At 36.3% G+C, this 12,232-nt stretch carries 15 protein-coding genes and 1 pseudogene; 14 read left to right on the top strand and 2 right to left on the bottom strand.

Going from position 1 to position 12,232, the window contains the following annotated elements; genetic code table 11:
- The first annotated feature begins 8 nt into the window (after window positions 1-8).
- The 14 genes and pseudogenes from JF75_RS04230 (at window position 9) to JF75_RS10670 (ending at window position 10,581) form a co-directional block, all read left to right on the top strand.
- Entirely contained in the window at window positions 9-971 is a 963-nt protein-coding gene (locus tag JF75_RS04230; protein WP_046331977.1) for a F0F1 ATP synthase subunit gamma, read from the top strand.
- Between the two features lie 22 nt (window positions 972-993).
- Entirely contained in the window at window positions 994-2,433 is a 1,440-nt protein-coding gene (gene atpD / locus JF75_RS04235) for a F0F1 ATP synthase subunit beta (RefSeq protein WP_046331978.1), read from the top strand.
- 11 nt (window positions 2,434-2,444) lie between these two features.
- On the top strand, window positions 2,445-2,882 hold the full coding sequence (locus JF75_RS04240; RefSeq protein WP_046331979.1) for a F0F1 ATP synthase subunit epsilon: 438 nt from the start codon (window positions 2,445-2,447) through the stop codon (window positions 2,880-2,882).
- Window positions 2,883-2,955: 73 nt separating this feature from the next.
- Complete coding sequence (locus tag JF75_RS04245; protein WP_046331980.1) at window positions 2,956-3,186, top strand: DUF1146 family protein; 231 nt, start codon at window positions 2,956-2,958, stop codon at window positions 3,184-3,186.
- 81 nt (window positions 3,187-3,267) lie between these two features.
- Window positions 3,268-4,257 carry a rod shape-determining protein gene (mreB, locus tag JF75_RS04250; RefSeq protein WP_045927967.1) on the top strand — a complete coding sequence of 330 codons (990 nt, stop codon included), beginning with the start codon at window positions 3,268-3,270 and terminating at the stop codon, window positions 4,255-4,257.
- Window positions 4,258-4,274: 17 nt separating this feature from the next.
- The gene (yidD, locus tag JF75_RS04255) at window positions 4,275-4,568 is read left to right on the top strand and encodes a membrane protein insertion efficiency factor YidD (RefSeq protein ID WP_046331981.1); all 294 of its coding nucleotides are present in this window, start codon (window positions 4,275-4,277) and stop codon (window positions 4,566-4,568) included.
- 8 nt (window positions 4,569-4,576) lie between these two features.
- Window positions 4,577-4,804 (top strand): DUF2969 domain-containing protein, encoded by a 228-nt coding sequence (locus tag JF75_RS04260; RefSeq protein WP_046331982.1) that lies wholly within the window; start codon window positions 4,577-4,579, stop codon window positions 4,802-4,804.
- Between the two features lie 16 nt (window positions 4,805-4,820).
- Window positions 4,821-6,014 carry an FtsW/RodA/SpoVE family cell cycle protein gene (locus JF75_RS04265; RefSeq protein ID WP_046331983.1) on the top strand — a complete coding sequence of 398 codons (1,194 nt, stop codon included), beginning with the start codon at window positions 4,821-4,823 and terminating at the stop codon, window positions 6,012-6,014.
- Between the two features lie 82 nt (window positions 6,015-6,096).
- A pseudogene (locus JF75_RS10325) lies at window positions 6,097-7,364 on the top strand (IS3 family transposase).
- A 236-nt stretch (window positions 7,365-7,600) separates the two neighbouring features.
- On the top strand, window positions 7,601-8,107 hold the full coding sequence (locus tag JF75_RS04280) for a hypothetical protein (RefSeq protein WP_046331986.1): 507 nt from the start codon (window positions 7,601-7,603) through the stop codon (window positions 8,105-8,107).
- Between the two features lie 71 nt (window positions 8,108-8,178).
- A complete protein-coding gene (locus JF75_RS04285; protein WP_046331987.1) occupies window positions 8,179-8,826 on the top strand; it encodes a hypothetical protein in 648 nt (215 codons plus the stop codon).
- 223 nt (window positions 8,827-9,049) lie between these two features.
- Window positions 9,050-9,463 (top strand): hypothetical protein, encoded by a 414-nt coding sequence (locus JF75_RS04290; RefSeq protein ID WP_052726871.1) that lies wholly within the window; start codon window positions 9,050-9,052, stop codon window positions 9,461-9,463.
- A gap of 43 nt (window positions 9,464-9,506) precedes the next feature.
- On the top strand, window positions 9,507-10,367 hold the full coding sequence (locus JF75_RS04295; RefSeq protein ID WP_245190712.1) for a helix-turn-helix domain-containing protein: 861 nt from the start codon (window positions 9,507-9,509) through the stop codon (window positions 10,365-10,367).
- Window positions 10,368-10,425: 58 nt separating this feature from the next.
- Complete coding sequence (locus tag JF75_RS10670) at window positions 10,426-10,581, top strand: hypothetical protein (RefSeq protein WP_245190713.1); 156 nt, start codon at window positions 10,426-10,428, stop codon at window positions 10,579-10,581.
- A 74-nt stretch (window positions 10,582-10,655) separates the two neighbouring features.
- Here JF75_RS10670 and JF75_RS04300 read toward each other — a convergent pair whose 3' ends face one another.
- Window positions 10,656-11,111 carry a universal stress protein gene (locus tag JF75_RS04300; protein WP_046331988.1) on the bottom strand — a complete coding sequence of 152 codons (456 nt, stop codon included), beginning with the start codon at window positions 11,109-11,111 and terminating at the stop codon, window positions 10,656-10,658.
- A gap of 44 nt (window positions 11,112-11,155) precedes the next feature.
- A complete protein-coding gene (locus tag JF75_RS04305; RefSeq protein WP_046331989.1) occupies window positions 11,156-11,437 on the bottom strand; it encodes a hypothetical protein in 282 nt (93 codons plus the stop codon).
- Window positions 11,438-12,232 lie beyond the last annotated feature (795 nt).

The following is a 12,232-nucleotide window of genomic DNA, read 5'->3' on the forward strand; positions in this document are numbered from 1 at the left end:
GTAGTTATATGCCTGCATCTTTACTTGCGTTGAAGAAAAAAATAGCTTCAGTTAAGCAAACTGGTAAAATTACCGAGGCCATGAGAATGGTTTCGGCATCAAAATTAAACCAAACTGAAAAGCGAGACAAAGGTTACACAATTTATAATGATCATGTGCGACAAACTTTATCACGTTTGATGAGTGCTGAGGTAGTCAATCACTTGCATAAAGAGCATGTGGCAATTGACGAAGAAAGTATTGGCAAAATTGACTATGAAAATGTCTTTGGCTTGGGAATTGTTTCCGATATGGTCCAGGCACGCAAAAAGATCAACTCTACCGGATATTTGGTTATTACCGGTGACCGTGGTCTAGTCGGATCTTATAACAGTGCTGTCATTAAAAACATGATGGGTCTGTTTGAGGATTCAAAAGCGGAACATAAAGATGTTAAAGTCTTAGCCGTTGGGTCAGTAGGTGCTGATTTCTTCAAGAAAAACAATCTTAATGTTGTTTATGAAAATGACAGTATTACTGATGTACCTACTTTTGATGAAGTTTTACCAATTGTTTCAACTGCGATCAAAATGTATTTGAACGGAGTTTATGATGAGCTGTATGTTTGTTATACTCACCATATTAATTCGTTATCATCTGCATTTCGGGTTGAAAAAATGTTGCCGATCGTTGACATTGATATTGGTGTCAAAGAAGCTGAAGCTCATAAAGACTTAGAATACGATATCGAACCTGATGTTAATGCCGTTTTAACAACACTAATTCCTCAATATGCCCGCTCTACAATTTACGGTGCTATTTTGGATGCCAAAACTGCAGAGCATGCCAGTTCAATGACTGCAATGCAGAGTGCTACGGACAACGTTGATGATTTGGTTTCGAGTTTAACTACTAAATTAAACCGTGCAAGACAAGCAGAAATCACTACTGAAATTACTGAAATTGTCAGTGGTGCTAATGCTTTGAAATAATTAAGAAAAGGAGGTAGATGTTTTGAGTGAAGGTGAAGTTGTTCAAGTAATCGGCCCAGTTGTCGATGTCAAATTCCCGCTTGACAAAAATCTGCCTGATATTGACAATGCTTTGCGCGTCGTTAAGTCGGACGATGAATCTGTTGTTCTGGAAGTTACATTGGAGCTTGGCGACGGTATTTTAAGAACAATTGCCATGGAATCTACCAATGGCCTTAGACGGGGCATGAAAGTTGAAGACACAGGTGGCCCTATTTCAGTACCTGTTGGTAATGATACTTTGGGTCGTGTCTTTAACGTTTTAGGGGAACCTATCGATAATGGCCCTAAATTTGACAAAGATCATGCTCGTGACAGTATTCATAAGAATGCTCCTAAATATGATGAACTAACTACTAGTCAGGAAATTCTTGAAACTGGTATTAAAGTTATTGATTTGCTTGAACCTTATGTTCGAGGCGGAAAAGTTGGATTGTTCGGAGGTGCCGGGGTCGGTAAGACCACGATTATTCAGGAACTGATTCACAACATTGCCCAAGAACATGGGGGTATCTCAGTCTTTACCGGTGTTGGTGAAAGAACACGTGAAGGTAATGACCTTTACTTTGAAATGAAAGCATCTGGCGTTTTAAGCAAAACAGCCATGGTCTTTGGTCAAATGAATGAGCCGCCTGGTGCCAGAATGCGTGTAGCTCTGACTGGTTTAACTTTGGCTGAATACTTCAGAGACGTTGAAGGCCAAGACGTGTTGCTCTTTATTGATAACATTTTCCGGTTTACTCAGGCTGGTTCCGAAGTTTCCGCTCTGTTAGGACGTATGCCTAGTGCCGTTGGTTATCAGCCAACTTTAGCTACTGAAATGGGTCAGCTTCAAGAAAGAATTACTTCAACTAAGAAGGGTTCTATTACTTCGATTCAGGCGGTTTATGTGCCGGCCGATGACTATACTGACCCAGCTCCGGCTACTACTTTTGCCCACCTTGACGCTACTACCAACTTGGAACGTAGTCTAGTTGAGCAAGGTATTTACCCAGCCGTTGATCCGTTGCAGTCAACTTCCAGTGCTTTAGACCCAGAAATTGTTGGTCAAGAACATTATGAAGTGGCAACAGGGGTGCAACACATTTTGCAACGTTACCATGAATTGCAAGATATCATTTCAGTTTTGGGAATGGATGAGTTGTCCGACGAGGAAAAGGTGATTGTTAGCCGTGCTCGTAAAGTACAGTTTTTCTTATCACAAAACTTCTTTGTGGCAGAGCAATTTACTGGTGTGCCTGGTTCTTATGTTCCAATTAAGGAAACAATTAAAGGCTTTAAGATGATTTTGGATGGTCACTTAGATGATCTTCCTGAAGATGCATTCCGTAGTGTAGGCCGAATTGAAGATGTTTTAAAGAAGGCTGAGCAAATGGGTGTAACTCCTAGTGATCCAGAAGCTAAAGCATTATTAGAAAAGTAAGGTGATGTCAAATGGCAGATCCAGAAAAACTTTTTATGGTAAATGTTGTAACTCCAGATGGACTGATTTTTTCTCATCACTCCAGTATTGTGGAAATGCGGGCAATTGATGGTCAACGTTCAGTGATGTATAATCACTTGCCGATTTTAACTCCACTTGCGATAGGTGAGATTAAGGTTAAAAGAAGCCGCGAAATGAATAATGTTGTCAATCACATTGCTGTTAGCGGTGGCTACTTTGAATTTTCCAATAACGTAGCTACAATAATTGCTGACAGTGCTGAACGAGCTGGCAATATTGATGTATCTCGGGCTAAGGCAGCTAGAGAACGTGCGCAAAATGCACTGAAAAAGGCTCAAGCTGCTCATGACCAGCGATCACTTGAGAGGGCACAGGTTGCACTCAGAAGAGCCATCAATCGAATAAGTGTTTACAATTCAGACAATTAGAATTAAAGTTTTAAGCGGATGCACTGCTTTGTGCGTCCGCTTTTATTGTGACTTAAGAAAAGTGAGAAAGAATATGTTTCAACTTGGCGTCCATGCCTTAATTAGTATAGTAATTTATTTAATTACGATCGGCTTGTCCTTTCAGATTATGAAAAGTGTCCGCATTGAAAAAATAATTCGTAAAAACAGGGTCTTTGAAGCACAGCTGCTGCTGATTTTTGCTGCGATTGCTCTAGGTTTTCTTGTTGGTAATTTTTTAATCACATTAATTGATACTTCTTTGCAATTAAGTAATTTCTTTTAAGACTTGGTAAAGCGGATAAAGTCCCAAACAAACTTGAAATCTTTATGGTAAAATATACATTGAATATGATGGAGGATTATCGTGGCAAGAGATATAGGAATAGATTTAGGAACAGCAAACGTGCTCATTAATGTTTCCGGCAAGGGAATTGTCTTAAATGAGCCCTCAGTTGTTGCCGTTAATACAAGTACAAATAAAGTAGTAGCTGTCGGAACTGAAGCATACAAGATGGTAGGAAGAACTCCGGGCAATATCCGCGTAATTCGTCCTTTAAAAAATGGTGTTATTGCTGACTTCGACATCACTGAAGCGATGCTGTCCTACTTTATTGAAAAGCTGAACGTCAAGGGCTTTATGTCCAAGCCAAATATTTTGATTTGTGCTCCTACAGGAGTAACATCAATTGAACAGAAGGCGATTATTCAGGCTGCTGAAAAATCGGGCGGTGGCAAAGTCTACCTTGATTTTGAGCCTAAAGTTGCTGCTGTCGGTGCTGGTCTTGATATTTTTAAACCTCAAGGCAACATCGTAATCGATATTGGCGGTGGTACTACTGATATTGCTGTGCTGTCCATGGGTGAAATTGTTACCAGTCAATCACTGCGTTATGCCGGTGATCATATGAACCAGGCAGTTGTTTCTTATATTAAAAATAAGCATAACTTGCTGATTGGCTCACGTACCGCTGAACAAATTAAAATTGAAATTGGTAGTGCTTTTGAACCAGATAAGGATGAAACAATCACTGTTCGCGGTCGTGATGTGGTTGATGGCTTGCCGAAGCAGGCCACTGTGACTGCACCGGAAATTCAGGAAGCACTTCACGATGGCTTGATGACTATTATCGCGTCTACTAAAGAAGTTTTGGAAAAAACACCACCTGAGCTTTCGGCGGATATCATTGATCGCGGTATCATGTTGACTGGTGGCGGAGCGCTTTTGAAAAATATTGACAAGCTGATTTCATATTACCTTAAAGTGCCGGTACTTACAGCCGATCATCCACTGGAAGCTGTAGCACTTGGTACTGGGATTTTGCTCAAGAACATTGAAAAGCATCAGCGCCACTAATTTTTTGGAGGCTCGATTTGCGGAAAATACTTATTTATTTAGTTAGAATCTACCAGAGATTTATTTCTCCGGCTTTGCCAAAGTCTTGCCGTTATTATCCGACCTGCTCAACTTATATGGTTGATGCATTGACCAAATTTGGGCCGTTTTTAGGACTAATAATGGGAATTTGCCGGATATTGCGTTGCAATCCTTTTGTGCGCGGTGGAGTTGATCCGGTACCAGATAAATTTACAATTTTTCGCAATCCCCATCCAGAACGATATGAAGATGAAATCATAGCGAAAAAGTTTCATCCAAATATAAAGTAGGAGAATTTATGTCAAAAAAACCTGAAAATATTAACGTTGAAATTAATGAAGTAAAGGGTAAAGAAAACCCTACCTGGGAAGTAGTAATTCCTCAGAAAAAATCTATTGGAGTGATTGAAAAAATTGCTGGTCGCTACCGGGCTACAACTGGCAAAACCAATAGCATCTTGTATGCCAAAAGCTTAGAAAGCAGCATTAACGATTTGCTTTCATACTTTGCTTTACATGAAAAATAATAGGTTGTGATAATTAATGGTCAAAGTACAAAATAAATCTAGTCTTTTTGATCGCATTGCTTGGAATATTGTTGTCCCTGTACTGCTGCTGGCAGCAGTGGGCCTTTATTCCATTTATTTTGCGGCGGTTGACGATCCCAGTCACATGGGTAGCCCGGTTAAAGCTGTGGCTATGCAAGGACTTTGGTATATTATTTCGGTGGCCATCGTTGTGTTTGTAATTCAGTTTGATGCTGAGCAACTTTTCCGCATTGCGCCGTATGTTTATGGACTTGGCATCTTGCTCTTGATTGCGGTTTTGTTCTTTTATAATCGTAGTATTGCTGCAGATGCTGGTGCCAAAAGCTGGTTTAAGCTCGGGCCAATTTCTTTTCAGCCATCTGAAGTCATGAAACCAGCCTTTATATTAATGCTGGCGCGGGTCGTGCGTGAACATAACGATAAGTTTGCTCATACTATCAAAAATGACTGGATTTTAATCGGTAAAATGTTAGCTTGGCTGTTACCGATTGCCATACTGTTAAAATTGCAAAATGACTTCGGTACGATGCTGGTCTTCATTGCAATTGTTGGTGGCGTGGTGCTGGTTTCCGGTATTTCCTGGAAGATAATTGCACCAATGTTTGCGGCAGTTTTTGTCTTGGGAGTTGTGGTCATTTATATGGTTACCACGCCCGGAGGACAATCAATTTTAAGTCACTTTTTCCAGCCATACCAGTTCAGACGTATTATGTCTTGGCTGAATCCATCTACTGATACTTCCAAAGCTGCCTATCAATTGTGGCAAAGTATGCAGTCGATTGGTTCTGGACAAATTTTTGGCAATGGCTTTGGCAAGCTGAGTGTTTACGTACCAGTGCGGGGCTCTGACATGGTTTATTCAGTAATTGGTGAATCATTCGGCTTTGTTGGTAGTGTAGCCGTCATTCTGCTTTACTTATACTTAATTGTGCAGATGGTACGCATCACATTTGATACTAAAAACGCCTTTTATTCCTACGTCTCCACCGGCGTAATTATGATGATACTTTTCCATGTGTTTGAAAATATCGGCATGAGTATTGATCTCTTGCCGCTCACAGGTATTCCGTTGCCGTTTATCTCCCAAGGTGGTTCAGCCCTAATTGGAAATATGATTGGTATTGGGATGATTTTGTCCATGAAGTTTCATAATAAAGACTACATGTTCAGCCAAGCAGGCGATTTCTAAAAATTTAATAACATACAAAAAGAGCATTTCAGAGATGAAATGATATGACCCCCAAATTTAGGACAAATTTGGGGTTATTTTTATGTCTAAATTATCTAAACAAGATAAAGTTGAAATCTATCATCTTTGGCACGATTATCAAATCAGCCCTGCTGAGCTAAGTCAGCGCTATCAGGTTGGCAGGACTAATATTAGTTACTTGTTGGCTTTGATTGACCGTCACGGTCTAGCTATTTTAGACCAGCCTTTCACTGCTTATACAAGTAATTTTAAGGAGCAGGCTCTTAGGCGAATAATAGTTGACCATGAACCCCTTTATCACGTAGCACTAGATTTAGGTTTAAAAAGTCGTGGCATGTTGTCCAATTGGCTGCGCGAATATCGTAAAAATGGGTATAATATCGTTAACAAGCAGAGAGGACGACCGCCCCATGACCAAAAGAGAGCAGCTGATCAAACAGGAAAATCATCGGCTCAAGCAAGAGAACGACCGCTTACGCCAGCAGAACTTGAAGCTGAAAATCGAGAACGAATTCGTAAAAAATTGAGCGTCTTAGTCGACCAGCGGACCAAGAACCGCAAGCCGCGGAAATAGCCCAGGCAGTTACCCAACTAAGGCGCGAGCTTAAAGTCAGCGTAACTTTTATTCTTGATGCCATTAATGCCAATCCTGATCTGCCCCATCTATCCCGTAGTAATTACTACTACACTTTAAAGAAGAAGGATAAAGAGCGGGATAATCGAGAAATAATGGCAGAAATCAAAGCTATTTATGAAGAACACAAGCACCGCTATGGCTATCGTGGCACTCAGGGTCCGATTAAGCCTGACATAATTAAACGCAGCTTTAGTGCGGTTTACCCCAATCACAAATGGTATTCGGATATAACTGAGTTCAAACTCAAGGGGCAAAAGACCTACTTGTCACCGATCATTGATGGCTGCACCCAAGAAATTATTTCCTATACTATTTCCCGTAGTCCTAATCTTAAGCAGACCATGGACATGCTAAGGCAAGCTTGGCGCAAGCATCCGGCACTGAATGGCTTGATCTTCCACACCGATCAAGGCTGGCAATACCAAAATGGCCAGCTTCAAGCGTGGCTGAAAAATCATGGCATTAGCCAGTCAATGTCACGCAAGGGCAATTCGCTTGATGATGGGTTAATGGAAGGCTTCTTCGGGATACTCAAGCGAGAAATGTTTTATGGCTTTGAAAAGCAGTTTAAGAATCTCACTGAACTGGAAGACGCAATCAGAGACTACATTGAGTATTACAATCAGAAAAGAATCAAGATCAAACTAAAAGGACTAACTCCGCTTGAATATCGGCAGTTAGTCCTTAGTTAATAGCTAATATAAAGTGTCCTAATTTTAGAGTTCGCATCATTTTTTTGTTCAAAAAAATTAAATATTTACAGATATATAAATATGTTATATTATTAATATAGTTTTAATAGTACCCTGTATATTATTTTTATGAAAAAAGTTCATTTAAAGATAAGTAACCGGTTTTATCTAAATTTTGTATTATTTGTCTTTTTTAACAGTTATATTATTATAGAATATTAGGAGGAAGGCTAATTTTGCGTTGTTTTAATATAAATTCAGAAAATGGAAATTTTGATACTATTATTTATATTCAAGGTAAACACAAGAATTCTCATAGAAAATTAAATAATATCACGAAATGTGCATGGGCGTATATAATTGATCGTAGAGACAAAAATAAAGTAATACCAAAGGAGGGAACTGTGGAAAAAGGTCAGTCGTGGTATGAAATGAGTTTGATAGCATTAATAAAGGCAATGGAAAACTTAATCGGACTTCAATTAAACAAAACTCACCTTTTATTTGTTTCTGATGAACAGTCATTTACTACAGCTTTAGTAAATTTAGAGACTGATGATAATGTTGATAAAAAGAAGTATTCTTTCGAATGGAAGAAAATTAAATCTCTTCTCAATAAGTTTCCTAATAGTGAGATACTATTTTTAAAAAAAGATGATGAAGATTTGGAATCAGTTTTTCCAGAGTATTATACCAGACTTTCTGAAGTGAAAAATAACTTACATAATATTCTTGACAAATGATGATTATGTAGAAATTTATTTTTAGTGTTTAAATATATTTGTTTTGATTTTTAATTATAGATGGAGAAAAAATGAATATTGATGATAGTTTTTATAGTCTTTTAAATTCAGCTAAGCATAAAGATGGTAGTGGTCTGACTTCAAGTGAAAGATGGACACCAAAAGTCAAAAAAAGTGACTTTAAACTTTCAGATCCGTGTGAAAAAACATTAAATGATGAAGTAAAGTCAAACCTTTTTTATAATTTCGAATATCTTGAATTTCTTCAGTTTGAATATGATAGTCTTGTATTAACTCCGGTTTTAAGAGCCATGTTAGTAAAGAATTATATAATCACTGGTGTATCTATTATTGAGTTATGTTTTCACTTTCATTTATCTTCTTATATTGATCCGAACGACTTAAGCCATATGTCTCTAGAAAATAAAATAAATAAAGAGAAAGAAAATAGTTCTGATTATTATAATCTCACTGAGGAAGATTTTAGAACAATACATAAACTTAGAAAGCTTCGTGATCATGTACACATTTATATACGTAAAAAAAATAGTAATTCATATGTGAACAAAAATAAAGAATATAATATGTTCAGCCCAGACGGTGATAATCTAGACGCTAAAAAGGCGATGGGGGATATTTTATTTAAATTATTCGGAAGAAAGGGTTCTAAATTTACGAAAAATAATGAAGCTTTCAATTATTTAAAAACTGATAAATAAATGACTTAAATTATTAATTTTTAAGTATTTGACTGATTTAAAAAGCCTCTTTGTCAGATCTTTTTCGATACTTGACATTCTATAAGAAATCCTGCTGATAGAGACTAAATGAGTAGAGTCAAGCAGCTAATAAACTGCTTGGCTCTTTTTCTTTTACCTTGTTTTCCGCCAAACTAGTCCTAATTAAAAGATTGTTGAAATTCCCGAAAACGGTTATACTTATTTGGTTATTGAACATAAAAATAGCATAATTACTTTACACAAAACCAATTCCAAAAAAGGTCTTCCTGTTAAGGCAGTTAATAGAACTAGGAAGAGCCATATAAATAGCGGAGTTTCATTTGATTATCCACAACTATCACTATTTGAAAATCCTCCGTTAGAAAAGGACATGATTAGCCCTGATCAAATGTATTTAATGGTTACATATGGTGGTACTGATTATAAATTAGATTATGTAAATATTGGAATGCCTAATGATGGAGTTACGTCTTGGATAGATATTAAAGACATTACTAATTCGTTTACTACTTTTGAAACTGTGAGTGCTACAGAACAGAAAGAAATTGATTTGGAATTTCAAAATGAAGTAAAACGTATGTTAGAAAGAGAGAAGAAAAATGGAGGTCAAATTTAATCCTAATCAACTTAAAAAAGCCAGACTAATGAGAGGACTTAGCATGACAGAATTGGCTGCTAAATCTTCTCTTTCGCGAGAATCAATCAGTAAGTATGAGTTAGGTGCTACTAAACCTCGTGGAGAATCAATTTTAAAGCTTGCAAATGCTTTAAAATTTCCAGTTTACTTCTTTGGAAAACCAGATATTGTTATTCCAATGGGTACTGTGTTCTTTAGAAGTCAAGCTGCAAGTACAAACAAACTAAGGGAAATGCAAAAAATTAGATTAGAATTGGCCGCTCAAAGTTTATTATATATATCTAAATATATTAAACTACCACAACTGAAAATCCCTGAACCACTAAATATTAAAATTGAAAAAATTACACCAGAAATAATACAACGTATAGCTTCACAAACTCGTAAGATGTGGCAGTTAGGAAATGGTCCAATTAAAAATCTTACTAATGATATGGAGGCAAATGGTATTATTATTACCGAAACGACTATGCATAGTGAAAAAATGGATGCAGTTTCTACACGTATAAATGATGTGCCACTGATTGCATTAACAGATAATAATGAATCTGTAATGAGAAGACGCTTCAACTTGGCACATGAACTAGGACACATATTGTTACATAATAGTGTTGAAAATGTTTTTGACTTGAATAACAATAAATATAAGAATTTATTGGAAAAACAAGCTAATCAATTTGCTTCCTACTTTTTACTTCCTGATGAGTCGTTTACTGATTATTTAGTGGCTGGTAGTATGAATTTTTTCAGGCAAGCTAAATTATACTGGAACGTTTCTATCGCTGCTTTAATATATAAAGCCAATGCGTTGCACTTATTATCCGAAAAACCAATACATTTATCTGCAAAAGCAAATTTCAAAAAATCATTGGAGAAAACATGAACCTGATGATAATAAGTTACCACAAGAATATCCAAGTATTTTCAAAACTGCTTTAGGTATGCTTTTAGATGCAAACTTAGTAACTAAGCAGGATTTAATTTCAATTTCGGGTCTGCCTATCGAAGAACTAGAAGCTATTTATAGAACGTCGTTCATTGAAGATAATACTAATACTTCACCTACACCTACACCATATTTAAGGTTAGTCAAATAGAAACATGAGCTTTGAATTATAAAGGTAATAACACACAAAAAGAGCATTTCACGTCAAAAATGAAATGCTCTTTTTTACTTGGTTAAGTTTTCGTTTGAACGACAGACTAAGACGTCACAATCAGCAGTTCTGGTAACGTATTCTGTTACACTGCCGATTAGTATGCGCTCAACAGCGTTCAGACCAGTAGCTCCTAATACAATTAAATCAACTTGGTGCTTTTTAGGAAACTGGTGGGCAATGATTGCCTTGGGAGCCCCAAATTCAATTGAGTAGTGAACTTCCTTGACGCCAGTTTCCGTAGCTTGCTTGTAGTAATTCTGCAATTTTTCCTTAGCATCGTTTGATACTTGCTCAACCATCTCTGAATCAAAGCTGGAAACATTTTGGAAAGATCTGGTATCAATGACATGCAGAATTTCCAATGCAGCATCATTCCGTTTAGCTGCAGAGATAGCTTTTTTAAAAGCTAGGTCGGCTTCCTTCGAACCATCAACTGCGACTTGAATACGGTGATATTGTTTCATCATTTAAAACACCTCTCTTACAACTATTTTACCAAATTTTAGTGCAATTAATCACCCTTTTGATTAAGTAAAAGACTAAAAATTAAAATAGTGATGCTGCTGAGAGCCAGGGTAATTAAATTAAGGTACTTATTTGCCTGAAATACTAAAACTAAACCCAATAAAGTTTCTAAACCCAAGATAATCGCAGTCCAGGACATTATAGAACTGAAGTTAGAAATGTTTTTACTATCATAGATTAAAAAATGACTGTGGCGATTATGCCATAAATAAAAGGCAGTCAAAAGTAATATTGCAAGATATATAGTGATAACAACTTTTATAGCCATAAAATCTCCAAACAAAAAAACGGTCCGCAGACCGTTTCCTAATATTCTCAAGAAATCCGAGTCATCGAAACATAGCAAAACAATGCTTGTTGAACCCGCAGTGTTCAAAAAATGAGATGTATCGCAACGAATGTGGATCCTATCGCAAAAGATAGTCTTCCGATTCGAAAGTTATTTACTATCTCGCATGTCTTATGTTTGACCGGTCAACCTTATACAATTAAGCTATTCGATCGACTCAGATCAATTATTATAGTACTAAGCATCATAACTTTTGTCAAGACAGAAAACTAAATATCTGTTTCAGCAAAATAATTTTTTATTTTTCAAAAATTGTAGGTATTTATTTGATGATACTCTTTTACTAAGTATTTGCTATAGGCGATGAAAATTGTACAAATATGTTACAAAAGCAAGTTTTTTATTACAAATTTTTCAAGTCAAAAAACTGAATTTGTTATCAGACTCAAGCGTTTTTAATTTTTTTCCCCAGTTAGGAAAAGAAAATTATTTTATTATTTTCCAGATCCCATTTGAATAACAAAAATTGCGGTTGTTGCAAAGTGCTTTTTAGCATTTTTGTTTATTCAAAAAAACATAGTTATTAATTTCACTAAATTATTTATACTAATTATCTGCTTCAGAAAAGGAAGTAAATGTCAATTTTTATGTTCCTTATAATGTTATTTTTTACATAAAAAGTCACAGCTTAATAAAATATTTAATGTTTATAACGTTTTTTAATTTTTAAATTTTATCAATTTTTATAGTATGGTTATTTATAAATACTATATT

The sequence above is a fragment of the Lactobacillus kimbladii genome (assembly GCF_000970755.1).
Classification (GTDB): domain Bacteria; phylum Bacillota; class Bacilli; order Lactobacillales; family Lactobacillaceae; genus Lactobacillus; species Lactobacillus kimbladii.

Coding starts and splice junctions, on each gene's coding strand:
- JF75_RS04230 (WP_046331977.1), top strand. CDS start 9: ATGCCTGCATCTTTACTTGCGTTGAAGAAAAAAATAGCTTCAGTTAAG.
- JF75_RS04240 (WP_046331979.1), top strand. CDS start 2,445: ATGGCAGATCCAGAAAAACTTTTTATGGTAAATGTTGTAACTCCAGAT.
- JF75_RS04245 (WP_046331980.1), top strand. CDS start 2,956: ATGTTTCAACTTGGCGTCCATGCCTTAATTAGTATAGTAATTTATTTA.
- JF75_RS04260 (WP_046331982.1), top strand. CDS start 4,577: ATGTCAAAAAAACCTGAAAATATTAACGTTGAAATTAATGAAGTAAAG.
- JF75_RS04265 (WP_046331983.1), top strand. CDS start 4,821: ATGGTCAAAGTACAAAATAAATCTAGTCTTTTTGATCGCATTGCTTGG.
- JF75_RS04285 (WP_046331987.1), top strand. CDS start 8,179: ATGAATATTGATGATAGTTTTTATAGTCTTTTAAATTCAGCTAAGCAT.
- JF75_RS04295 (WP_245190712.1), top strand. CDS start 9,507: ATGACAGAATTGGCTGCTAAATCTTCTCTTTCGCGAGAATCAATCAGT.
- JF75_RS10670 (WP_245190713.1), top strand. CDS start 10,426: ATGCTTTTAGATGCAAACTTAGTAACTAAGCAGGATTTAATTTCAATT.
- JF75_RS04300 (WP_046331988.1), bottom strand. CDS start 11,111: ATGATGAAACAATATCACCGTATTCAAGTCGCAGTTGATGGTTCGAAG.
- JF75_RS04305 (WP_046331989.1), bottom strand. CDS start 11,437: ATGGCTATAAAAGTTGTTATCACTATATATCTTGCAATATTACTTTTG.